The sequence below is a fragment of the Anaeromyxobacter oryzae genome, from assembly GCF_023169945.1.
In the GTDB taxonomy this organism is placed as follows: domain Bacteria; phylum Myxococcota; class Myxococcia; order Myxococcales; family Anaeromyxobacteraceae; genus Anaeromyxobacter; species Anaeromyxobacter oryzae.
The window spans coordinates 601,568-625,382 of record NZ_AP025591.1; the positions used below are offsets into that span (position 1 = coordinate 601,568).

Sequence of the window (23,815 nt, forward strand, 5' to 3'; positions counted from 1 at the left end):
CCGGTGGAGTTCCCGGGCGCCGCGCGTCGCGTCCCGCTACCTTGCCGACGTGCCGCCGTTGCCCCGATGGTCGGGTGTCGTGATCCTCCTCGCGCGCCGCGCCGGGCGCGCCGTCCGCCCCGTCCTGGTGCCCGCGGTGCTCGGGGCCTGGCTCGTCGCAAAGCAGCTCCTGTGGTCGCCAGCCTTCCAGGGAGGCGCATCGGTGCCCGCGACCGCGTTCGTGGCGAGCGTGGCGGTCGCGATGGTCGTGCTCGGCATCGCGCTCCGGTATCACGGGCGTGCGCAGCTCATCGCGCTGCTCGCGCTCGACGCCACGCTCACGGCCGTCTACCAGGCCCACATCCTCTACCATCGGCAGTTCTCCGAGCTCGGCTCCGTCGCGACCCTCGCCTTCGCCTCGCAGGCGGCGCAGGTTCGAGGCGCCATCCTGCCGCTGTTCCGTCGGGGCGACGCGCCCCTGTGGGCGGACGTCGCCGTGCTCGCGCTCATGGCCGCCGTGTGGCGCGGCCGCGAGCCCTCGCCGACCCGTCGGTGGCACGCGAACGCGCTGGCGATCGCGGGCGTGGTGCTCTTCACGACCGCCGCCGCCCCGCTCCTCGAGCGACCGCTCACCGGCCCGCGTCACATGGGGATCGCGCGCACCGAGGTCGCCACGGCGCTGAACGTGGTCGGGTACCAGCTGTTCGACGCCGCCACGTTCGCGCTGCGCCGCCTCGACCGCTCCGCGCGCTCGTCGCTCCCGGAGGCGATCGCCTACCACCGCGCACGGACGGTGCCGGCCGGTCCGCTCCACGGAACGCAGCGCGGGAAGGACGTCATCGTGGTGCAGCTCGAGTCCGTCCAGGCGTCCGCGGTCGGACGGATCGTGAACGGCGCACCGGTGACGCCGAGCCTCGATCGCCTCGCGCACGAGAGCCTCACGTTCCCCGAGGCGTTCTCGCAGGTCGGCCAGGGGACGACCTCCGACGCGGAGCTGCTCGCGGGGTGCTCGCTCTACCCGCTCGAGACGGGCGCGGTGTTCACGGAGCGCTACGACGCCCGTCTCCGCTGCCTCCCCGAGGTGCTGCGCGAGGCCGGCTACCGCACGGTGGCCATGCACGCGAACTGGCCGAACTTCTGGAACCGCGACCGGATGTACCCGACGATGGGGTACGAGCGGTTCTTCAGCATCCGGGACTTCGACGCGAGCCCGGTGATCGGCCTCGGGCTCTCGGACGTGCGCTTCGTCGAGCAGGCGGCGGAGCGCCTCGCGACGCTGCCCGAGCCCTTCTACGCCGTCCTCGTCACGCTCTCGAACCACGCGCCCTTCGTCGATCCGAACCTGCCGCGCGCGCTGCCGCTCGGCGCCCTCGAGGGGACGATGGTGGGCGACTACCTGAACTCGGTCCGGTTCACCGACGCAGCCGTCGGGGCGCTCGTCGAGCGGCTCCGCGCGACGGGCGTGCTCGACCGCTCCATCCTCGTCGTCTACGGCGACCACAACGGCGTCTCCCGGACGGCCTCCGGCACGGAGCTCGTCGACGTTCCCGCGCGCGCCGACCGGTGGCTCACGTACGAGAGACGGATCCCGCTCCTCGTGCGGCTGCCCGCCGGCGCACATGCGGGGCCACGGCCGGCGCCCGCGGGCCAGCTCGACGTGGCGCCGACGGTCGCCGATCTGCTCGGCGTGCCGCCGGAGACGTCGTTCTTCCACGGGCGCAGCCTCGTCTCCGATCCGCCGCGGCCGGTGGTGTTCCCGGACGGCTCCGCGGTGTCGCCGGAGCTCGTGTACCTCTCCCCGGAAGGACGCTGGGGGCCGCTCGCCTGCCTCGAGGCGCCGACCGGCGCGCCGGTGCCGCCCGCGCGCTGCGACGCGCTCGCGGACCACGCCGCGCGGGAGCTTCGGATATCGCGCGCGGAGGTGAACCAGGATCTCTTCCGGTGGATGCTGCCGGCGCCGCCCGGGATGCTCCACGCACGGGGGCATCCCTGATCGCTGCCCCGTGGAGGCCGTGACGCGAGCGGTCGACGCCGTGTTCGCGATCCGGCGGCCCGCGTGAACTCATTCAGCTCGAGATCCCGCTCGCACCGAGCATCACCCTCGCGTCATCAGGATCGTGCAGCACGCGCCCGGGAAGCGTCGTTCGACGACGCGGCAGCCCTGCGCCGCATAGGCCGCCTGGAGATCCGCGGCATAGCCCGACAGCACGCCCGAGAGCAGCAGCCGCCCGCCGCGCCGGGCCAGCGGCGCGACGCAGGCAGCCTCGTCGATGAGCAGCTCGCCGCCGATGTTGGCGACCACGAGGTCGAACGCCTCGCCGGCGAGGTCACTCGCCGTGCCGGCCCTGTGCGAGAGCCTGTCCGCCAGCCCATTCGCTTCTCCGGAGCGCAGAGAGCTCGCCACGGCCTCCGGGTTGACGTCCACGCAGAGAGCGCCCGCGGCGCCGAGCCGGAGGGCGGCGAGACCGAGGATACCGGTGCCGCTCCCGAGATCGAGCACGCGGAGGCCCTCGAGCGGGGCGAGGGCGGCGAGGACCTCCAGGCAGCTCATGGTGGTCGGATGCGTGCCGCTGCCGAAGGCACTGCCCTCCACGATGAGATCGAGCGGGGCCGGCGCGCCGAGGCCGTCTCCGGGGTGGCGGACGCGGAAGGGATGCGCCGGGAGCGGAGGCGTCGAGCTCATCGGCGCAGTATCGGCGAAGTTGCCCGCCCGTGGTTCGCTGGCTGGCGAGGTGCGCGGCTCGCGACGTCCGCGCCATTGCCACGCCGACGTCAGTCCGAGAAGGGCGTCCTCGGCCGCTGCTGCAGCTCGCCGTCGACGTAGAGGTCCACCTTCTCGTTGTAGAACGCGACCAGGCCGGCGATCTTCTGGGCCTCCGCGAACGGCGCGCGGTAGGTCCAGACCAGGTCCTCGAGGAGCCGCCCCTCGACGCGGAGCGACCAGTACGTGGCGGTGCCCTTGTACGGGCACCGGGTGGTGGTGCCGGAGGGGACGAGCAGCTCGAGGCGCACGTCGGCGAGCGGCAGGTAGTACCGGGGCGGAAGGCCGGTCTCGAAGAGGATCCGCGGCTGGTGCGATTCGGCGACCTTGACGCCCTCGACGACCACCTCGACGTGGCGCGAGCTGGCGAGGACGTCCACGCGCGTGTAGGGATCGCGCGGGTGGACGTAGATCGGCTCGTCCTCCTCCAGCCACTCGTCGAGGGCCTTCCACTCGAAGCGCACCAGCTCGCGGAGCGCCTCCAGCGGCGATCTCGGGTACCGCCACGCCGCCTCGCGGACGGTCCGCCCCTCCACCTTCACGTCGAAGTATTCCGCCTCGCCGCGGCTGGGCGACTGCTCGCGCCGGGGGGCGGGGATCAGCGTGGCCCGCACGTCGCCGAGCGGGACGTAGTAGGCCGGGTAGTAGGGCACCTCCCAGACCAGGACCGGCGCCCGCGTGTCGAAGACGAGCTGCCCGCCGAGGAATCCCCTCACCCGCTTCTGCCCGCGCTCCACCCGAACCCGCCCGCGATGTTCCACGCTCGCCCCCGTCGCGACGTCCGCCGGATCCTGGTCGACCGGGCCGGTCGGGTGCAGCGCCAATCCGGGCTGGATCGACTCGCCCGGCGGCAGACCGATCGGCGGCGTGGGGCCCTCGCCGGCGACCGTGCGAAAGGCGCTCGAGCCACGATATGAGGTGGGGATCATCTCGAAGGGAGCGACGAGCCGATGCCCGAGGGACCCGAGGTCGAGACCGAGCGACTGCACGAGGCCATCCACGAAGAGGCGGAGCACGACGGCGGATCGCTCGTGCGGACCATCGCGCTCACCACCTCCGTCCTCGCTGCGCTCGCAGCGGGCGCGAGCCTGCAGGCGGGCTCGACGGTGAACGAGGCGCTCGCGCTCAAGACGGAGGCGACGCGGCTCCAGGCCGAGGCGAGCGATCAGTGGGCCTACTACCAGGCGAAGGGCGTGAAGGGCGCGGTCGCGGACGCAGTCGCGGCCGCCTGGCTGGCCGCCGGGAAGGCCGCTCCAGCCGAGACGCTCGCGCGGCAGCGGCAATACGCCGACGAGCAGCAGGACATCCAGGCGAAGGCCAGGGACAAGGAGGCGGAGCGGGACGCGCGCGAGCGGGAGGCGGAGCACCTCCTCCACGCACACCACCGCTACGCGGCCGCCGTCGCCTTCTTCCAGGTTGCGATCGCCCTCGGGGCGGTCGCGGCGCTCACACGGCTCCGGATCGTCTGGGTCTGCTCGCTGGCGCTCGGCGGCGCCGGGATCATCTCGGCCCTGATGGCGCTCCGCTGACCAGGCGAGGCCCACGCGGCCATCCTGCGGGCCAGGTCCCGAGAGCAACGGCCGGACTCGGGCTACTTCATCTCCACCGTCGCGGGGTTCACGTCGACGGTCTTGAGCTCGATGGTGGGCGGGGTGAGCGCGATCTCGGCGCGGCGGTTCAGGGCCCGGTTCGCGAGCGTGTCGTTCGCGGCGATGGGCCTGCCTTCGCCGAAGCCGGCGATGCCGATGAGCGTCGGATCGAGCCCGCGCCCGGCGAGGTACTTCGCGACCTCGAGTGCGCGTGCCGACGAGAGCTGCCAGCGCTGGACCTTGGCGCCCTTCCCGCCCGCCTCGGCGTTGTCCGTGTACCCCGTGACGAGGACGGCCTTGTCCTTCACCTGCGAGATCGCGTCCGCCATGGCGTCGAGGGTGCGCTTGTTCTCGGGGGTGAGCTTCGACGAGCCCTCCTTGAAGAGCAGCCGCTCGTTGAGCCGGATCGTCCGGTCCTTGAGCTTCTCGTACTCCCCGCTCTGCTCCGTCAGCTTGGCCGTCGTCGTCTCGAGCTGCGACTGCGCCGTGCTCACCTGAGTCTGCAGCGCCGCGTTCTGCTGCTCGAGCGACGCGGCCTTGGCCTCGAGCGCGGCCACCTTGCCGCTCTCGTCCTGCAACGCCGCCTTGTATTTCGCCGCCTCCGCCTCCTTGGCGCCGTACTGCTCCTTGCTGATTCCTGCGCAGCCGATGATGGCCGCCATCCCCAGAACGAGCATCAGCCTGGACATGCGATCCTCCTCCGCGACGTCTGGATGCGCCCACGCGCCTTCTTCCCGGGGCGCCCCGACGGCTGGAATGTTCTCGCAGCCGGGGCCGCGCGCGATCGCTCATCCGAGGTGCGACCAAGGCCGCACGTTGAATTGTTCACCACGCGCGCGGCTCGCGCGCTCGATGTCGACGTCCGCGTGATGCACGAGCGGAAGGGCGATGGCACACAACGCCGGCTCCTCCCGGCGCCCTCGCCCGAGCGCTCGGCGTGCTGGGGCTACGTGCATCACCGTAAGGATCGTCGCCCAGGCCGCCCCTCGGCAACCCACGGGCGACTGTTCAGTCTCCAGCGTCGCACCGACCGCGCGCCGCGAACGGTCAAGCTCTTTGGAGCGGACCGCCGAATGACGAGCCCCGCCAGGTCCGGCGAGCCGTCGTACGGACTGCCTACGATCGCGGAGCCCCGAAGCTCCGCTCGAACAGCGCGCGGATCGCCGCGCGGCCGTCGTCGGACAGGGATCGCGTGCCGGCGCCCGCGAACCTCTCGTGCGTGATGGCGGGCGGCGCCACGTCGACCCAGTCCCGCTCGTCCCACCGGAGCCAGCGCTTCCGCTCCTGGTCGAACAGGTGGACCGGCCTTCCCCAGTGCCGCGCCAGCTCGACCGCCCAGCCCGTCCCGCCGTGCGCAGTCTTGTCGGCGTTGACGGCCCCGACGGAGAACACCTCGCCCGCCGTGCTCACCTGGTGCCAGATGGCCTGGAGCACGCGCCGCAGCTCCGCCGAGTCCGGAAACGCGCGGTGCATGTGCGTCTTCACGTAGGCGGCGCTGACCTCGCCGATCCTCAGCTCGTCCTCGCTCAACTCGACGAGCCCGCGCGTCCGGGCGATCCCGCGACGGCCGCCGAACGTGAAGTTCACCTCCCGGACGCCCCATCGCTCGGCGCAGACGCCGAACTCCTCCTCGGCGCCGGAGGACGCGCTCGCGAGCAGCGTGAAGTCCCCCGGGGAGAGCTCGAGCGGCGGCGGCGCCTCGTCGTCTCTCGGCAGCCGCAGCGTCCCGCCCTCGAGCACGAGCGAGACGTCGGTCGCTGGGGACCGCTCGAAGTCCTTCACCAGCGTCAGCCGGGCGTGCCGTCCGTGGGGCTGCAGGAAGACGCCGACGTCGACGAGCGCGGCGCTGTCGTCCGCCAGCGGGAAGATGCGCGGGCCGCGACCGAGCTCGGGGCCGCGCGCGGCGCGCGCAGTCATCCAGAGCTCGGCGCCGACGCGAGCCGCGCTCTCCTTGAACGCCCCGACGGTCGCGGTGCACCCGGGCTCGCCCCAGTCGAAGCCATCGACGAGGATGGTGTGGGGCACGAGCCCGAGGTTCGCCTGGAACGCCGCCAGCGCCTCGTCGAGCGCGCGCGCGCCGGAGGTGCCCTCCGCCGACGACCAGATGAGCCGCCGGTGGGCGATCGACTCGCGCACGCGCCCGCGGTCGGCCAGGTCGACGCGCTCCGCCAGCTCGTCGAAGAGCGCGTCGTGGCGGGCGGAGACGTGCTCCACCGATTGCCCGACCGCGACGTGAAGGACGGGCTTCTCGCGCAGCAGCGCGTCCAGCCCGATCTGCACGAGGCAGGCAGACTTCCCGACGCCCGCCGGCGCCATGATCACGCCCAGGTGACCCTTGCCGAGGCCGCCGCGGATCCACCGGTCGAGGATCCGCAGCGGACTCTGGAGGATCGCTTCCTGCCGGATCATGGCCCGGGGGGAAGCTACTTCTTGCCGGCCGCGGCCGCCTTCTTGGCGGCTTCCTTCTTCATGAGCTCCTCGGACATCGCGGCGGGGACCGGCAGGTACCGGGAGAACTCCATCGTGAACTCCGCCTTGCCCTGCGTGGAGGACCGGAGCGTCGTGGAGTACCCGAACATCTCGGCGAGCGGAACCTCGGCCTCGATCCGGGACAGCTGGCCGTCCTCCTGCGAGCCGATGATCATGGCGCGCCGCTGCATGAGCCCGCCGAGGACGCCGCCCGAGAACTCCGAGGGCGTCTCGACGACGACCTTCATGATCGGCTCGAGGAGCCGCGGCTTCGCGCGGTCGAAGCCCTCACGCCACGCGCCGCGCGCGGCCTCCTGGAACGCGATGTCGGACGAGTCGACCGCGTGGCTCGCGCCGTCGTTGATGACGACGCGCACGTTCACCACCGGGAACCCGAGCAGACGGCCCTTGGCGAGCATGGACTTGAAGCCCTTCTCGACCGAGGAGATGAACTCGCGGGGGATGGCGCCGCCGACCACGTCGTCGACGAACTCGTAGTTCTGCTCGCACGGCTCGATGTACCCGCACACCCGGCCGAACTGGCCCGACCCGCCGGTCTGCTTCTTGTGCGTGTAGGCGAACTCGGCGCGCTGGCTGACGGTCTCGCGGTAGGCGACCTGCGGCGGGGAGGCCTCGACGATCGCGTTGTACTCGCGCTTCATCCGCTCGATGTAGACCTCGAGGTGCAGCTCGCCCATCCCGCGGATGATCGTCTCGCTGCTCTCCTCGTCGACGCCGGCGCGGAAGGTCGGGTCCTCGCGGGTGAAGCGCCGGAGCGCCTTCCCCATGTTGGTCTCGCTCTTCGAGTCGACCGGCTTGATGGAGAGCGAGATCACCGGATCCGGCACGTGCATCGAGGTCATGTTGAGCTTGACCGTGCCGTCGGTGAAGGTGTCGCCCGAGTTGCACTCGATGCCGAACATCGCGACGATGTCGCCCGACCCGGCGGCGTCGATGTCCTCCATCTCGTCCGCGTGCATGCGCACGAGCCGCCCGATCCGGTGGTCCTTCTTGGTGCGCATGTTCGTGATGAACATGTCGCGCTGCAGCTTGCCCTGGTAGATGCGCAGGTACGTGAGCTGGCCGTACCGGCCGTCCTCGAGCTTGAACGCGAGGGCGACGGTCGGCTTGTCGTTGTCGATCGTGATGACGACCTTCTGCTCGTCCTTCGTGAGGTCGTGCGCCTCGTTGACGACCTCGGTCGGATCCGGGAGGTAGTCGACGACGCCGTCGAGCAGCTTCTGGACGGCCTTGTTCTTGTACGCCGAGCCCATGAAGACCGGCGTGAGCTTCAGCTCGATGGTCCCCTTGCGGATCGCCGCCTTGATGAGCTGCTCGGTGACGCGGTCCTCGAGGATCGCCTCGGTCAGCTCGTCGGAGAACATGGACGCGGCGTCCAGCATCTCCTCGCGCGCCTTGGCCGCCTCCGCCTGCATCGCGGCGGGGATCTCGGACTCGGTGATCTCCTGGCCGTCCTCGCCGCCGAAGCGGACCGCCTTCATCGACACGAGGTCGACGACGCCCTCGAACTTGTCCTCGAGGCCGATCGGGAGCTGCATCAGCACCGGATTGTGCTGGAGCTTCTCGCGGAGCTGATCCTTCACCCGGAGCGGGTTCGCGCCGGACCGGTCGCACTTGTTGACGAACGCGACGCGCGGCACCTTGTAGCGGCGCATCTGGCGATCGACGGTGAGCGACTGGCTCTGGACGCCGGCGACGGCGCAGAGCACCAGGATCGCGCCGTCCAGGACGCGCAGCGACCGCTCGACCTCGATCGTGAAGTCGACGTGCCCGGGGGTGTCGATGATGTTGAAGTGGAGCCCCTTCCACTCACAGTGCGTCGCGGCGGAGGCGATGGTGATGCCGCGCTCGCGCTCGAGCTCCATCGAGTCCATCTTGGCGCCGACGCCGTCCTTGCCCTTCACCTCGTGAATGGCGTGGATGCGGTTCGTGTAGAAGAGGATCCGCTCCGTCAGCGTGGTCTTCCCGCTGTCGATGTGGGCCGAGATCCCGATGTTCCGGAGCTTCGAGAAATCCGTGTACACGTCTTACCTCCACCTGCGCGGCGGACCGAGCGACATGGGGCGAATCGGTTGCGCGGCGCGGCTGCCCGTTCATCCGTCGGGCGAGCATGGACGCCGCTCGTGACGAACCCGTCGCGCGTCGCGTTCATTCTCGCGAGCCGCGCGGCGGGTGCGATGATGCGCGACGTTCACCCACATCACCTCGTCGCGCGCGCGCAACCTCGCATATTCGAGGGCGGTGATGCAACTCGGCACCGCGCGGCGGCCTCCGGGGAGCGCCCGGAGGCGGTCCCGAAGGGGATCGTGGCCGTGGCGCGCCGATGGGCTGGACCGGGCGATGAACTGCTCTTGCGGCGGAGCGCGTTCCGACGGGCTAGTTACGGAGCATGCTCGGCGGACTGCGCCGCGGCGATGACACGCCTCCCGGTCCTCGCGGTCATCCCGTCATGGGCGTCTTCCTCCTGGCGCGGCGAGATCCGCTCGGCTTCTTCCTGGAGAGCATGCGCCGGTACGGCGACGTCGTTTGCATGCCGTTCGGGCGCCGCCGAGCGTATCTGCTGAGCCACCCCGAGGACGTACGGCACGTGCTCGAGGACGATCAGGGTCTCCATGCGAAGGCTCCGACGGCCTCGCGCGTGAGAGCGGTCTTCGGCGACAGTCTCACGACCATCGACGGCGAGCACTGGCGCCGCCAGCGCCGCCTGATGCGGCCAGCCTTCCGGCCCAGGTCGCTGCTCCCGTCCCTCCCCATCGTCACCCGGACGACGGCGCAGATGCTCGACCGCTGGGCGTCGATCGCGGCGCGCGGCGAGACCGTGGACGTGGCGCGAGAGATGACCCATCTGACGCAGGAGGTCATCGTCGAGCTGGTGTTCGGCGATGTCGGCGAGGCGCAGGCTCGAGCCGTCGGTGAGGCGCTCGACCAGGCCTTGCAGCATGCCAATCGTCGGCTCTGGAGTCCTCTCGGCTCGCTCGGGCTTCCGACGCCTGCCCAGCGCCGGTTCCAGACCGCGCTGCGGACGATCGACACCTTCGTCTGCACGAACGTCGCTCGCGCCTGCGAGGATGCTCCGCCTGCAGGGACGCTGCTCGCGTCGCTGCTGGACGCGCACGACGTCGGGGGCGGCGAACGGATGCGCGCTGCCGATCTGTGCCACGAGCTGAAGGCGATCCTCTTCGCCGGCCACACCACCACCGCGAGCGCGCTGGCGTGGACCTTCTACGTGCTGTCGACGAATTCCGCCGCCAGCGAGGCCGTTCGTGCGGAGGTTCGCGAAGCTCTCGATGGCCGCTCGCCGGGCGCGGACGATCTCCCCACGCTGGTCCACACGCGCCGGGTCATCGATGAGGTCCTGCGCCTCTATCCGCCCACCTGGGTGACCGCTCGCACGCTGCTTCAGGACGATTGCATCCGTGGTCATCGGATCGCGGCGGGCTCGATCGTCCTGCTGAGCCCGTTCGTGACGCATCGCCACCCTGCCTTCTGGCCGGAGCCCGACCGCTTCGATCCTGATCGGTTCGCGCCCGAGCGTCGTTCAGCGCCGTTCGCGTACTTTCCGTTCGGAGGCGGACCACGCAGCTGCATCGGGACCTGGCTGGCGTCGATCGAGCTGCAGCTCGTGGTCGCGATGGTCGCGCAGCGCTACGAGCTCGCTCTCGTGCCGGGCTCCCGCGTCGACGTCGAGCCCGGGCTCACGCTGCGTCCGAAGCCCGGCGTGCCGATGATCCTGCGGCCGACCGGCACCGGAGGGCTCCCATGATCGCCACCCCCCCGCGCGGACCCTCGCCGCTCGCGCGCGCCGAGTGACGGACGGCCCCGTCGCGCCGGCGGTGCGGCCGTCGGGCGATCGCACGCCACGTCCGGCCGCCCGCGGTGGCGAGCGGCCGACCCAACCGGACGGACGCGACCTGGTTGCGACCCGCGGTGGAGTCGACAAGTGCATGCGCGAGCGGGACTGGGGCACGCACGGGCGTGAACGAAAGGAGCCCGACATGGCGAGGACGTACGACGCCATCATCGTGGGAGCGCGCTGTGCCGGCTCGCCGACGGCGATGCTGCTCGCGCGCCGCGGCTACCGGGTCCTGATGGTCGATCGCGCCACGTTCCCGAGCGACACGCTCTCCACGCACATGGTGCACCCGCTCGGCGTGGCTGCCCTGTCGAGGTGGGGGCTGCTCGACCGCCTGGTCGCGACGGGCTGCCCGGCTGTCCACACGTACGCCTTCGACTTCGGACGCTTCGTTCTGAGCGGCTCGCCCGGGACCGCGGAGTTCCCGGTGGCGTACTGCCCGCGCCGCACCGTGCTCGACAAGCTGCTCGTCGACGCCGCGGTGGACGCCGGGGCGGAGATCCGCGAAGGCTTCACCGTCGAGGACATCGTCGCCGAGGGCGGGCGCGTCGTCGGGATCAAGGGCCGCGCGAGCGGCGGGGCCCCGGTCACGGAGCACGCCGAGGTCGTCGTCGGTGCGGACGGACGGCACTCGCTCGTGGCCGAGAAGGTCCGTCCCGAGCGATACCACGAGAAGCCGCCGCTCCTTGCTCCCTACTACACCTACTGGAGCGGTCTTCCGATGGGCGGGCGGTTCGAGACCTACGTTCTCCCGCACCGCGGCTTCGGGGTGGCGCCGACCCACGACGGCCTGACGATGATCGTCGCTGGATGGCCGTTTTCGGAGTTCGAGGCGATCAAGAAGGACGTCGAGGGCAACTACCTCGCGGTGCTCGAGCTCGTGCCGGAGTTCGCCGATCGGCTTCGCGGCGCGAAGCGCGTGGAGCGGTTCGCCGGCACGCCGGTGCCGAACTTCTTCCGGAAGCCGTACGGCCCCGGGTGGGCGCTGGTCGGCGACGCCGGGTACAACAAGGACCCGATCACCGCGCAGGGGATCATGGACGCCTTCCGTGACGCCGAGCGGTGCGTGAGCGCCCTGGACGAAGCCCTCACCGGAGCTCGCCCGTTCGACGAGGCGATGCGCGACTACCAGCGCGACCGCGACGAGCACGTGCTCTCCATGTACGAGTTCACGTGCCAGCTCGCGACGCTCGAGCCGCCACCGCCGGAGGTGCAGCAGCTGTTCCGCGCGATCAGCGGCAACCAGCAGGCGATGACCCGGTTCGCGCAGATGAACGCCGGAACGATCTCCCCCGCGGAGTTCTTCTCCGCGGAGAACGTCCGCGCGATGACGTCCTCCGGCCAGGCCTCGATGGCCCCGAGCTGATCGTCGCCGAGACGCCTCCGACGAGCGGACGGTGTCGCACCTCGCGAACGCCGCCCCGCGTTCACTCCGCTGCGACGGTCTCCCCGGGCTCCGCCGCACCGGATCCCACCGACGCGGGGCCGGTCGCGAGCCACGAGCCGGCGAGGATGAGCACGAACCCGGCGCCCGTCCCCAGCGTGAAGGGCTCGCCGAGCAACGCCACCCCCGCCGCCACCGCGACGGCCGGGTTCACGTACGTGATCACCGTCGCCCGCACCGGACCGACCTCCGCGATCAGCCGGAAGAAGAGCAGGAAGGCGACGGCCGTGCACGCGACCCCGAGCACCACGACGGCGCCGATCACGTCCAGCGCAGGCATCGTGGCCGGGAGCTGCGCCAGCCCGGCCGGCGCGTAGCCGATCGCGCAGAGCGCGAGCGACGCCGCCACCACGTCGAGCACGGGCAGGTCCGCCAGCCGGCGCGAGATGATCATCGGGCCCACGGCGTAGCCGAGCGCCACGATCGCGAGCGCCACGATCGCGAGCGTATCGCCGCGGCCGAGGTCGAGCCCGAGCAGCGCCACCACCCCCGCGAGCCCCACCACGAGGCCGACGGAGCGCCGCACGCCGAGCGGCTCGTGGCCTCCCGTGACGCGCGCAAGGACGCCTCCGACGAGCGGCACGCTCGCCATGAACAGCCCCGCGAGCGAGCTCGTCACGTGCTGCTCCGCGTGCGAGAGGAGCAGCCACGGGATCCCCATCTCGACGACCGTGAAGAGCGCGATCGGGCGCCAGTGCGCGAGCAGGGCGCGCAAGTTCCCGTGACGGATCACCACGGGCAGGAGGAGGACGGCCCCGAGCGCCGTGCGCAGGAACACCAGGCTCGCCGGGGTGAGCTCGCGAACGGCGACCTTGATGAGGAGGTAAGGAACGCCCCAGATCACCCCGAGCGCGAGGAACAGGATCCAGCCGCGGCGGGTCATCGCGTCATCTCCTGCGGCGGCGGGTGGGGTGCTCCGTGAGAGCCGGCGCGGGGGAGGTGTCGCTCGAGCCGTCCTGCATGACGACGATGGCGAGAACCGCCCGCCGAAGAACCCGCAATGCTCTTCACGTGCACTCCATGGCGACCAACTCCTGCCGTTCTGTCGGAGGAACGGAGATCCTACCCCGGCGACGGGCTCGCAGGTCCACCGTCCGGGAGTGCCACCGCGGCGAGAGCTTCCCGCGATCGCCCCGCCCGTCCGAGTCGCGGAGCTCGATGTCCGGATTCCCGCGCCGTCATACACCCGCGCGCGCCCCGGCGCACCGCCGGCCTTCGGGCCCCAGGAAGGCGCCAGCCCCGGGGTCGACGCTCCGCGCGATGCCCTGGACGGCCCACTGCCAAGTTGCGCCCGTCCAGCCGGCGCAGTAGGTGACGCGGGGCGCCGCCGGCGCCCGACCATGGCCGCCAGCCTCGGGCGCATTCTCCGCATCCTCCCCGTCCTCGCCCTTGCCGGCGCCTGCGCCGGCCGCGAGCGCCCGCCCACCGCGCCGCCAGCGGCGGCGTCCCCGTCGCCCTCGGCGACCTCGACCGCGGCGGTCCAGCACGACCTGCGCGTCACGCTTCTCCCCGAGAAGCGGGCCGTTCTGGTCGAGGACCAGGTGACGCTCTCGCCGGAGCTGCGCGCCCGCCTCGGCGACCGGATCGTCTTCACGCTCCACGCCGGGCTCTCCCCGGAGCGCGCCGGCTCCGCCGCGCCCCTCACCCGATCGCCGAACGGGCCGGCGCTCCACCCGGACCCCGACACGGGAGGCCCGTCGCCCGTCCCGGTGGAGCACTTCGCCGTGACGCTCGCGCCGGGCGAGCGAACCTTCACCATCCGTTACAGCGGAGAGGTCTTCCACCCGACCGAGGACGGCGGCCCCGAGTACGCCAGGAAGATGGGCGAGAGCCCTGGGCTCGTCTCGCCCGAGGGCGCCCTCCTCTCCGGCGCGACGCGCTGGGTGCCGGAGGTGTCCGACGATCTCGTCGCCTTCACGCTCGACGTCCGCGTTCCGCCGGGGTGGGACGCGATCTCCCAGGGTCGCCGGGTCTCGCACGAGCGCGGCGCCGGCGGCACCCGCGTGCGCTGGAACAGCCCGGAACCGCAGCAGGAGGTCTACCTGGTCGCCGGCGCGTGGGCGGAGCACGAGCGCGAGGCGGGCCCGGTCGCGCTGCACGTGCTCCTCCGTGCGGACGATCCCGCCCTCGCGGAGCGGTACCTGGCCGCGGGCGCCCGGTACCTGGAGATGTACGACCACCTCATCGGACCGTACCCGTATCCGAAGTTCGCCGTCGTCGAGAACTTCTGGGAGACGGGCCTCGGGATGCCTTCGTTCACGCTCCTCGGGCCGCAGGTCCTCCGCCTGCCGTTCATCGTCGACACGAGCTACCCCCACGAGGTCCTCCACGACTGGTGGGGAAACGGCGTCTACGTCGATCCGCGGCGCGGGAACTGGTGCGAGGGGCTCACCGCCTACCTCGCCGACCACCTCCTCGCGGAGCAGGCCGGCCGCGGCGCCGACTACCGCCGGACCGCGCTGCAGCGGTACGCGGACTACGTCGGAGAGAGCCGCGACCGCGCGGTCCGCGAGTTCCGGGCGCGGCACGATCCGCAGACGCAGGCGATCGGCTACGACAAGGTGCTGATGGTCTTCCACATGGCGCGCGAGCGCATGGGCGACGCGAGGTTCGTCGCGGCGCTGAGGGCGTTCTACCGCGAGCAGAAGTTCCGGGAGGCGTCCTTCACCGACGTGGCGCGGGCCATGGGCGCCGCCGCCGGAGAGGACCTCTCGCCGTTCTTTGCGCAGTGGATCGATCGCCCGGGCGCGCCGGCGCTGCGAGTGGAGTCGGCGAAGGTGGTGACGCGCCACGGCGGGCGCGACGTCGAGCTCGCGCTCGCGCAGGTGCAGGCAGGGGAGCCGTACGCGATCGACGTCCCGGTCTACCTCACCCTGCCCTCCTCGCCGCAAGTGGTGCGGCGCACGATCCGGATGACCGAGCCGCGGCAGCGCTTCACGATCCCGGTGGACGAGGCGCCGGTCCGCCTCGACATCGATCCCGAGTTCGACGTCTTCCGGCGCGTCGACCCGGCGGAGCTCCCGCCCGCCCTCTCGGGCGCCCTCGGCGCCGCGCGCCGCGTCCTCGTGCTGCCATCGTCGGCCCCCGCCCCCCTCCTCGCCGCCTACCGCGCGCTCGCCGAGAGCTGGAAGGAGCCTGGGGTCGAGATCGTGGCAGACGTCGACCTCCCGCGCGTGCCGCCCGGGAAGGCGGTCTGGGTGCTCGGCTGGGAGAACAGGCTGCGCCCGGCGGTGACCGCGGCGCTCGCGCCGCACGGCGCCGTCCTCGGAGCGCAGGCCCTCCGCCAGGGCGAGCGCGTGTTCGCACGCTCCGACCGCGCCGTCGTGGCGGTCGCGCGGAGCCCGGCCGATCCGGCGCACGTGATCGCCTTCGTGGGCGCGGACCGCGCCGCCGCGCTCCCCGGCCTCGCCCGCAAGCTGCCGCACTACGGGAAGTACGGGCTGCTCGCGTTCGAGGGCGACGAGCCCACGAACGTCGCGAAGGAGACGTGGACCGCGCTCGCCTCCCCGATGGCGGTCGGGCTCGTGCCCGGCGCCGCGCTCCCGGCCCGGGCGCCGTTCCCCGCTCGTATCGCCCTCGTGCCGCCGCCCCCGCGGGCCGAGTGAAGACCGGCCCCCGGCGCGTCGCGCCGACCGCGCGGGCGTCGAGCGAGCGCACGCCTCGCGATCCCCTGACTCCATCCTCGGCCGGCGGCCGAGGGGCACGATTGCAGCTGCCTGCGCAGTTCGCGTCTACCGTCCTGGTCATCGAAGAACGCTCCGGCCGGGCGAGCGCGAGGCGGAGGGAACATGGACCGCTCGTCTCTTGCACTCGCCACGTACCGGAGACGACTCTCGCGGCCACGACGGCATAGCCACATCGCGCACGGATCCCGTCGCATGACATCCGATTCCGAGAGGGGCGCGGCATGACATCGACATATCTGGGAAAGCCCTATTACCCGTGGTGGCGGGACGACATGGCCGATGACGTCACCGGAGAGGGCGCGTTCATGGAACGCGTCGCGCACGGCGCGGAGACCGTCCGTTCAATCGTGGACACCGCCCGCCGCGAGATCTATGAGGGCCAGGAGTTCAGCTTCGCCGGTGACTACGGCGACGACGGCTTCCTCGAGCTCTACACCACTCACGTCCGCGGCGAGCCCACCAGCGTGGTCGTCACGGTGACCCGCAACGCCGCCGGGCAGGCCCAGCACATCGTGGTGAACCACCGGCCACGCAGGTCGGTGCTGCTCATCTCCCGATTGATGAGCGAGACGTTCGCGGGCACCCCCATTGCCGAGCACTTCATCACGAACCAGTCCTGAAACGGACCCGTATGCATGGCCGCCGGTCCGCTGCCGGATTCCGAAGGAGGCACGGCATGACATCGACATACAAGGGAAAGCCTTACTACCCGGCGTGGCTGGACAACCTGGCCGACGACGTCACCCTGGAGGGCGCGGCGATGAACGGCACCGCGCACGGCGCGGAGACCGTCCGTTCAATCGTGGTCACCGCCCGCGAGATCTATGAGGGCCAGGAGTTCAGCTACGCCGGGCCCGCCGGCGACCACGGCTTCCTCGAGGACTACACCACTCGGGTCCTCGGCAAGCCCACTGGCGTCGTCGTCATGGTTTCTTTCAACTCCGCCGGTCAGGCCCAGCACATCGCGGTGAACCACCGACCGACCAGCTCGATGCTGCTCTTCTCCCGCTTGATGGGGCAGAAGTTCGCGGGCACCCCCATTGCGCAGCACTTCATCACGGCGAGTCCTGAGACGGACGTATCCACGACCGCCGCCATGCCCTAGACGCTGCGCCTGAGCGGCGCCCACCGCGGAGTCGGAACCCCTTCGCCGGCTGCTCGCCGTGGACGTGGACGGGACCGAGGGGGCCGACCCGGCCCCGGCGCCTCACATGGGCCGATGCGTGTCACGGCGCCCGTCGACAAGAGGTGGGCGGCCTCGTGTGGAGCTCTCGAATGCCTCCGACCCCCTCGCAGCCGTCGGTCCGCTTGACGGAAGGGCCGGGGGGGAGCGCCGTGCTGGCGCTCTTCGGGCCGCTCGACGTCTGGACGGCCCCCCGAGTCCGGCGCGACGTCGCGCAATGCCTCGCCGACGCGCGCATCGCTTCACTCGACGTCGACGTGACGGGGCTGGGCCGAGGGGACATGTCGGGGATGGCCATCCTCTACGAGCTCACGGAGGGTCGTTTCACGCCAGGCGTGACGGCGCGCCTCGTGGGGCTGCGCCCCGAGCTCGCGAAGATCCTCGCGCCGTTCTGCCCTGAGGAGCCGCCGTCCAGCGACGAGGGACGACCGCGACCGCTCGGCACGCTCGAGGCGATCGGTTCCTGGACCATCGACCTGCTGCACCATGCGCGCGAGCACGTCGCCTTCCTCGGCGCGGTCGCCCAGGCGTTCGCCGCGACGCCGAGCCGTCCCCGGACCATGCGCTGGAGCGAGGTCTCGCGCGTCTTCGATCGAGCCGGCGTGGACGCGGTACCGATCGTGTCGCTCATCAGCTTCCTCACCGGGCTCATCATCGCGTTCGAGGCCGCCCAGACGCTCGCGACGCTCGGGGCGCAGATCTACGTCGCCAACACCATCGGGCTCGTGATGGTTCGCGAGCTCGGGCCCATCATGACGGCGGTCGTCCTTGCCGGTCGCTCGGGATCGGCGTTCGCAGCCGAGCTCGGCACCATGAAGGTGAACGAGGAGCTGGACGCGCTCGAGACCATGGGGCTCGACCCGGTCCGGTTCCTGGTCATCCAGCGGGTGCTCGCAGGCACGCTCCTGACGCCGCTGCTCACCGCGTACGCGATGGCGGTCGGCGTCCTCGGCGGGGCGACCGTCATGCTGGCCATCGGCTTCCATCCCGCCCTCATCTGGCAACAGCTCGTCGCCGCGCTGCGCGTGTCGGACGTCGTCGTGGGGCTCTCGAAGGGGCTCGTCTTCGGTGTGGCGGTGGCGACCATCGGTTGCCAGCGCGGGATGGAGACGGGGGAGGGTCCGAGCGCGGTGGGAGTGTCCACCACGCGCGCGGTCGTGGCGGGCATCCTCTCCGTGGTGCTCATCGACTCCCTCTTCACCGCGCTCACGTATCTGGCGAAGGTATGAACGGATCGCCGGGCGATGGTCCCGTCATCGTCGTCGACGACGTGACGCTCGGATACGGCGACCGCGTCGTCCAGCAGCACCTCACGTTCGAGGTGCGCCGCGGAGAGGTCTTCGTCATCCTCGGCGTATCCGGGAGCGGGAAGAGCACCTTGCTCAAGAACATGATCGGACTGTGCGAGCCGATGCGCGGCAAGGTCTCGATCGACGGCACGAACGTCGTCACCGCACGTGGCGAGGAACGCGCGCGCCTGCTCCGCCAGTTCGGGGTGATGTACCAGAGCGGCGCCCTGTTCGGCTCGATGACGCTGCTGGAGAACGTGCGCCTGCCGCTCGACGAGTTCACCGAGCTCCACTCCGACGAGAAGGACCTCGTCGCGCTCGCCAAGCTGAACCAGGTCGGGATACGCGCGGCCGCATGGAAGACGCCGGCGGAGGTGTCTGGGGGCATGAAGAAGCGCGCGGCGATCGCGCGGGCGATGGCCCTGGATCCCTTCCTCCTGTTCCTGGACGAACCCTCGTCGGGGCTCGACCCGATCACCTCGGCCGGCCTCGACGCGCTCATCCGCTTCCTCTCGATGGACTTCGGCATCACCTTCGTCGTCGTCACCCACGAATTGCAGAGCACGTATGCGATCGCGGATCGCTGCGTCCTGCTCGACGCGCGCACGAAGACCATCATCGCGGAAGGCAAGCCGGCGGATCTCCGCGATCACTCCGAGGACCCGACCGTCAGACGGTTCTTCAGGCGGGAAGCGGACCCACAGGGCGGGGTGCCATGAGAGAGCGATCGAGGGAATTCAGGATCGGGGCGTTCGTCGTCGCGGCCACCGGGCTCGTCGTCGCCTCGCTGTTCTTCTTCGGCGTCGCGCGCCGGCTCCAGCACAAGGTGAAGCTGGAAACCTACGTCGCAGGGAACGTCGACGGGCTCACGGTCGGCTCGGTCGTGAAGCTGAAGGGCGTGAGCGTCGGCGAGGTCACGAAGATCAGCTTCTCGTGGATCGAGTACCCAGGCGGCGCGCCGCCTTGCGTCGTCGTCTACTTCGACATCGCGGAGGCCGTGGTCCCCGCACCCTCCACCGGCGTCACGATGGATGAAGCCGTCCTCAGGGGACTGCGGGCGATCATCATGCCCGTGGGGATAACGGGCTCGGCCTATCTGGCGCTGGAGGTGGTCGACGCCGCCCAGAACCCTCCCCTCGCCTACTCGTGGAAGCCGGGCAACGAGGTCATCCCGTCGGCAGAGGGCCAGCTGAGCCACATCGTGACGTCCGTCGAGAAGACGGTCGCCAATCTGGAAAAGCTCGACGTGGAGCGTCTGGGCGCGCGCCTCGACCACGTGCTCCAGGTGTCCGACGAGACGCTCGGGAGACTCTCGAAGCTCGACTTCGAGCAACTCGGCGCCAACCTCAACCAGGTGGCTGCGACCGGGCGTACCGCCACGCTGGAGGTGCGGGCGCTCGCCAGCGAGACGCGGGGGACCCTGGCCCGCATGCACCTCGACGCCCTGGCGGGTGACGCCGACCGGCTCCTCGGAGGCCTGCAGCAGTCGAACGCGGTGATCCAGCGCCTCGTCGATCGGCTGGGCGACGTCGACGTCCGCGAGCTGAACGACGCCCTCGCCAGCACGCGGGAGGCCGCGCGCCACCTGAACGACGCGATCGAGCAGCTGAACAGGTATCCATCCGGCTTCCTCCTCGGGGAGAAGCCGGCTCCGGTGCGCAGCCTCGACGAGTCGGTGCCGCGACGATGAAGCCTCGCCTCGTCGGGGGACTCTGGCCCGCTCTCGCCGTGGCCGCGGGCTGCCTGACCAGGACGGCCGTCGTCCCGCAGATCTTCTCGATCGATCCACCGCCGGTGGAGGAGACCCGGCGCTCCGCTGGCACGTACGTCGTCTCCGTGAGGAGGGTGGAGGTCGCTCCTCCGTTCGAGGCTCGAGAGCTCCTCTACCGGACCGGCGACCATCGTCTCGAGCGCGATCACTACGCGATCTTCGCCGCGCCCCCCGGCGATCTGCTCTCCGGAGCGGTTCGCGGGTACCTGCGCAACGCCACGTTCGCGCGCGAAGTCGTCGAGCCGGGCGCAGCGCTTCGCGCGGGCCTCGTGGTGGAGGTCTACGCGTCCGAGATCTCCGGCGACCTCAGGCGGGCCGACGACGCCGCCGCCGTCCTGCGGCTTCGTTTCGTCGTCACGATCGGTGGAGACACGGACACGTCCGCTCGCGGTCCGCCCCTCCTCGAGAAGGAGTACTCCAGCCGCACCCGCGCCGCGAGGCGCACGGCCGACGCCATCGCCACGGCCTGGAACGAGGGGCTCTCGGCGATCATGAAGGAGTTCGTCGCCGACGTCGAGGCGGTCCTCGCGCGGGGGCCGACGACCACGGGAGGACCGGCGTGTCGATGAGAGCGGCGCGACACGTCCACGCCGTCAGCGGGAACGCGCCGGCGCCGAGGCGCCGTCCTGCGCGCCGGGCAGCGCCGCGGAGCCGCCCTCGCGCCGCCTCCTCTCCGCACCGCTCCAGAGTTCCACCAGCACGAACAGCATGGGGATGATGAAGATCGCGATGACGGTCGCCGTCAGCATCCCGGAGATGACCGCCGTTCCCATCTGCCTCCGCGACAGGCCGCCGGCCCCCGAGGCATTCCAGAGCGGAAGCAACCCGAAGATGAACGCGAACGAGGTCATGAGGACGGGACGGAACCGGAGCTTCGCGCCCGCGAGGGCGGCCTCCGCCAGCGGCCGGCCCTTCTCGAGCTCCCCCTTCGCGAACTCGACGATCAGGATCGCGTTCTTCGCCGCCAGCCCGATCAGCATCACCAGCCCGATCTGCCCGTACACGTTGAAGTCGAAGTTTCGCAGCCACAGGCCCGCCAGCGCGCCGAACACCGCGATTGGCACGGACAGGAGCACGCTGAACGGCAGCGACCAGCTCTCGTAGAGGGCAGCGAGAATGAGGAAGACGCAGACCAGCGAGAGGGCGAAGACCGGCGCGCTGCGGCCGGCCGTCCGCTGCTGGTAGGAGAGGTCCGCCCACGCGAGGCTCATCTCACGGGGCAGGACCTCGCTGGCGACCTGCTCGAGCGCGGCGAGGACCTGGCCGGAGCTGAAGCCCGGGGCCGGCGAGCCGATGACCTGGGCGGAGCGATAGAGATTGAAGCGGTTGGTGTACTCGGGGCCGTACACGCGCCGGGTGGAGGCGAAGGCCGAGAGCGGGACCATCTCGCCGTTGCCGTTGCGGACGTAGTACCGTGCGATGTCGTCGGCGCTGCGGCGCTGCTCGCCGTCCGCCTGCAGGTAGACCCTCCACGTCCGCCCGAACCGGTTGAACTGGTTGACGTACGCGCCGCCGAGGTAGGCCTGCAGCGTCTGGTACACCGCGCTCACGCTGACACCCTGCTTGATGACCTTGTCGCGATCGACGTCGGCGTAGATCTGCGGCACCGTCGGGCGAAACACCGTGTTGATGCTCCCCACCTCGGGCCGCTTGCGCGCAGCGGCCATGAACGCGTCGAGGTGCGTCGCGAGGAATGGGACATCGCCGCCGCTGCGGTCCTGGAGCCACGCCGAGAAGCCACCGGAGGTGCCGAGACCGCTGATGGCCGGGGGTGGGATCGCGAAGGCGATGGCCTCGTCGATCTTCGACGCGAGCTCTCCGTTCAGCCGGCTGATCACCGCCGCCGCGGCGTGCTGCGCACCGGGGCGCTCGGACCAGTCCTTGAGCGTGACGAAGTAGAGGCCGTTGTAGGTCGCCGAGCTGTAGCTCAGGATCGAGAAGCCCGCGATGGTATTGAACGACCGGACCTCGGGCGTGGCCGAGAGGATCGCGTCGATCTTGCGGCACACGTCGTCGGTCCGCTGGAGCGAGGCCGCGTCGGGGAGCTGGACGTTCATGAAGAAGTAGCCCTGGTCCTCTTCGGTCAGGAAGCCGGAGGGCACCCGGTCGCCGGCGACGACCGACAGGGCTGTGAAGGCCGCGAGGAGGCCGAGCCCGATCGCCGCCTTCCGGATCAGGAACCCCGAGACGCCGACATACCGTTCGCGGACCCGGTCGAAGACGCCGTTGAACCCGCGGAAGAAGCGGGCCAGCGGCCCCTTCGCTTCCGCCCGTGGACGAAGGAGCAGCGCCGAGAGCGCGGGGGAGAGCGTGAGGGCGTTGAAGGCCGAGAAGAGGACCGAGACGGCGATCGTCACGGCGAACTGCTTGTTCAGGCGGCCGGTGATCCCGCTCATGAACCCCATGGGGATGAAGACGGACGCGAGGATGACGGCCACGCTGACCACCGGCGCGGTAACCTCCTTCATCGCGGCCAGGGTGGCTTCCCGCGGCGACATGCCATCGTCGATGTGTCGCTCGACCGCCTCCACGACCACGATGGCGTCGTCGACGACCAGCCCGATGGCGAGCACGAGACCGAACAGCGAGAGGGTGTTGATGGAGAACCCGAGCAGCGGGAACACCATGAACGTCCCGACGAGCGACACCGGCACGGCGATCAGGGGGATCAGCGTGGCGCGCCAGCTCTGCAGAAACAGGAAGACCACCAGGGCCACGAGGAGCGTGGTCTCCAGCAGCGTGATGACGATCTCCTGGATTCCCCCGGTCACGGGCACCGTGGTGTCGAGCGAGATGCCGTAGTCCACGTCCACCGGAAACCGCTGCTTCAGCTCGGCGATCGTCCGCTTCACGCCGCCGGCGACGGCCAGCGCGTTCGATCCCGGGGTCTGGTAGACGCCGATGACGATCGCCGGCTTCCCGTTCATGCGGCCGATCTGCGTGTACGTCAGTGCTCCGAGCTCGATCCGGGCCACGTCGCGAAGCCGCACCGTGGATCCGTCCGGGTTGAGACGCAGCACGACGTTGCCGAACTCCTCGGGCCTCAGCAGCCGCCCCTGCGACCGGATGGTGTAGGTGAACTGCTGGTCTTTCGGGGCCGGTTCGGCGCCTGCACGGCCGGACGGGTTCACCGTGCTCTGCGCCTGCACCGCCGAGACGAGGTCGGAGACGGTGAAGCCCAGCTTCGCGAGCCGGTCCGGCTTGACCCAGATGCGCATCGCGTAATCGGCGCTCCCGAAGACCCGGATCAGGCCGACGCCGGGGACGCGCTGGATCGTGTCGTTCACGTTTATCGTCGCGTAGTTCGCCAGGAACAGCGGGTCGTGGGTGCCCTTCGGCGAGTACAGCGAGATCGCGAGCAGCGGAAGGCCGGTGGACTGCACGTAGCTCAGTCCGTAATTGGTGACGTCCGACGGAAGGAGCGCCTGCGCCTGGGCCGCCTTGTTCTGCGTGTTCACCTGGTCGACGTCGATGTCGCTGTCGACGTCGAAGGTCACCTGCAGGTTGAAGGAGCCGTCGTTCGCGTTCGTCGACCGTACGTAGAGCAGCCTGTTGACCCCCGACATCTGCTGCTCGATCGGCGTGGCGACCGATTCCTCGACGGCGAGCGCGTCCGCGCCGGTGTACGTGGTCGTGATCTGGATCTGCGGCGGCACGATGTTCGGGTACTGCGCGATCGGCAGGGTGAAGATCGCCACCCCACCGACGATCACCATGAGGATCGCGATCACCATCGCCACGATCGGACGGCCGACGAAGAAGCGCGACAT

18 protein-coding genes are annotated in these 23,815 nt (G+C 70.8%); 11 read left to right on the forward strand and 7 right to left on the reverse strand.

Annotated elements, in window-relative coordinates:
* Positions 1-49 precede the first annotated feature (49 nt).
* Positions 50-1,972, forward strand: a complete 1,923-nt coding sequence (locus tag AMOR_RS02515; RefSeq protein WP_248358107.1) for an LTA synthase family protein — start codon at positions 50-52, stop codon at positions 1,970-1,972.
* A gap of 102 nt (positions 1,973-2,074) precedes the next feature.
* On the opposite strand, the gene AMOR_RS02520 is transcribed toward AMOR_RS02515, so the two are convergent.
* Entirely contained in the window at positions 2,075-2,662 is a 588-nt protein-coding gene (locus AMOR_RS02520; protein ID WP_248358109.1) for a 50S ribosomal protein L11 methyltransferase, read from the reverse strand.
* A gap of 89 nt (positions 2,663-2,751) precedes the next feature.
* Positions 2,752-3,669 carry a DUF427 domain-containing protein gene (locus AMOR_RS02525; protein ID WP_248358112.1) on the reverse strand — a complete coding sequence of 306 codons (918 nt, stop codon included), beginning with the start codon at positions 3,667-3,669 and terminating at the stop codon, positions 2,752-2,754.
* Between the two features lie 21 nt (positions 3,670-3,690).
* Here AMOR_RS02525 and AMOR_RS02530 point away from each other — a divergent pair, with 21 nt between their 5' ends.
* On the forward strand, positions 3,691-4,269 hold the full coding sequence (locus AMOR_RS02530; RefSeq protein ID WP_248358114.1) for a DUF4337 family protein: 579 nt from the start codon (positions 3,691-3,693) through the stop codon (positions 4,267-4,269).
* A 62-nt stretch (positions 4,270-4,331) separates the two neighbouring features.
* On the opposite strand, the gene AMOR_RS02535 is transcribed toward AMOR_RS02530, so the two are convergent.
* The 3 genes from AMOR_RS02535 to fusA all read right to left on the reverse strand — a co-directional run bounded on the left by AMOR_RS02535 (position 4,332) and on the right by fusA (position 8,843).
* Entirely contained in the window at positions 4,332-5,018 is a 687-nt protein-coding gene (locus tag AMOR_RS02535; protein WP_248358116.1) for an OmpA/MotB family protein, read from the reverse strand.
* A gap of 427 nt (positions 5,019-5,445) precedes the next feature.
* The gene (locus tag AMOR_RS02540) at positions 5,446-6,738 is read right to left on the reverse strand and encodes a hypothetical protein (protein ID WP_248358118.1); all 1,293 of its coding nucleotides are present in this window, start codon (positions 6,736-6,738) and stop codon (positions 5,446-5,448) included.
* Between the two features lie 14 nt (positions 6,739-6,752).
* Positions 6,753-8,843: an elongation factor G gene (gene fusA / locus AMOR_RS02545; RefSeq protein WP_248358120.1), complete on the reverse strand. Its 2,091-nt coding sequence runs from the start codon at positions 8,841-8,843 to the stop codon at positions 6,753-6,755.
* 425 nt (positions 8,844-9,268) lie between these two features.
* On the opposite strand from fusA, the gene AMOR_RS02550 reads away from it, so the two are divergent.
* On the forward strand, positions 9,269-10,582 hold the full coding sequence (locus AMOR_RS02550) for a cytochrome P450 (protein WP_248358122.1): 1,314 nt from the start codon (positions 9,269-9,271) through the stop codon (positions 10,580-10,582).
* 232 nt (positions 10,583-10,814) lie between these two features.
* Complete coding sequence (locus AMOR_RS02555) at positions 10,815-12,038, forward strand: NAD(P)/FAD-dependent oxidoreductase (protein WP_248358124.1); 1,224 nt, start codon at positions 10,815-10,817, stop codon at positions 12,036-12,038.
* A 61-nt stretch (positions 12,039-12,099) separates the two neighbouring features.
* Here AMOR_RS02555 and AMOR_RS02560 read toward each other — a convergent pair whose 3' ends face one another.
* Positions 12,100-12,999, reverse strand: a complete 900-nt coding sequence (locus AMOR_RS02560; protein WP_248358126.1) for a DMT family transporter — start codon at positions 12,997-12,999, stop codon at positions 12,100-12,102.
* Between the two features lie 457 nt (positions 13,000-13,456).
* On the opposite strand from AMOR_RS02560, the gene AMOR_RS02565 reads away from it, so the two are divergent.
* From AMOR_RS02565 to AMOR_RS02595, 7 genes are all read left to right on the forward strand, one after another.
* A complete protein-coding gene (locus AMOR_RS02565) occupies positions 13,457-15,721 on the forward strand; it encodes a M1 family metallopeptidase (protein WP_248358128.1) in 2,265 nt (754 codons plus the stop codon).
* Positions 15,722-16,023: 302 nt separating this feature from the next.
* Positions 16,024-16,422 carry a hypothetical protein gene (locus tag AMOR_RS02570; RefSeq protein WP_248358130.1) on the forward strand — a complete coding sequence of 133 codons (399 nt, stop codon included), beginning with the start codon at positions 16,024-16,026 and terminating at the stop codon, positions 16,420-16,422.
* Positions 16,423-16,478: 56 nt separating this feature from the next.
* A complete protein-coding gene (locus AMOR_RS02575; RefSeq protein WP_248358132.1) occupies positions 16,479-16,907 on the forward strand; it encodes a nuclear transport factor 2-like protein in 429 nt (142 codons plus the stop codon).
* A 230-nt stretch (positions 16,908-17,137) separates the two neighbouring features.
* Positions 17,138-18,214, forward strand: a complete 1,077-nt coding sequence (locus AMOR_RS02580; protein WP_248358134.1) for an ABC transporter permease — start codon at positions 17,138-17,140, stop codon at positions 18,212-18,214.
* A complete protein-coding gene (locus tag AMOR_RS02585; protein ID WP_248358137.1) occupies positions 18,211-18,993 on the forward strand; it encodes an ABC transporter ATP-binding protein in 783 nt (260 codons plus the stop codon). Before AMOR_RS02580 ends, AMOR_RS02585 begins: the two co-directional genes overlap by 4 nt.
* Entirely contained in the window at positions 18,990-19,964 is a 975-nt protein-coding gene (locus tag AMOR_RS02590) for an MlaD family protein (RefSeq protein ID WP_248358139.1), read from the forward strand. Before AMOR_RS02585 ends, AMOR_RS02590 begins: the two co-directional genes overlap by 4 nt.
* Complete coding sequence (locus tag AMOR_RS02595) at positions 19,961-20,614, forward strand: ABC-type transport auxiliary lipoprotein family protein (RefSeq protein WP_248358141.1); 654 nt, start codon at positions 19,961-19,963, stop codon at positions 20,612-20,614. Before AMOR_RS02590 ends, AMOR_RS02595 begins: the two co-directional genes overlap by 4 nt.
* A 24-nt stretch (positions 20,615-20,638) precedes the next feature.
* On the opposite strand, the gene AMOR_RS02600 is transcribed toward AMOR_RS02595, so the two are convergent.
* Positions 20,639-23,815: an efflux RND transporter permease subunit gene (locus tag AMOR_RS02600; RefSeq protein ID WP_248358143.1), complete on the reverse strand. Its 3,177-nt coding sequence runs from the start codon at positions 23,813-23,815 to the stop codon at positions 20,639-20,641.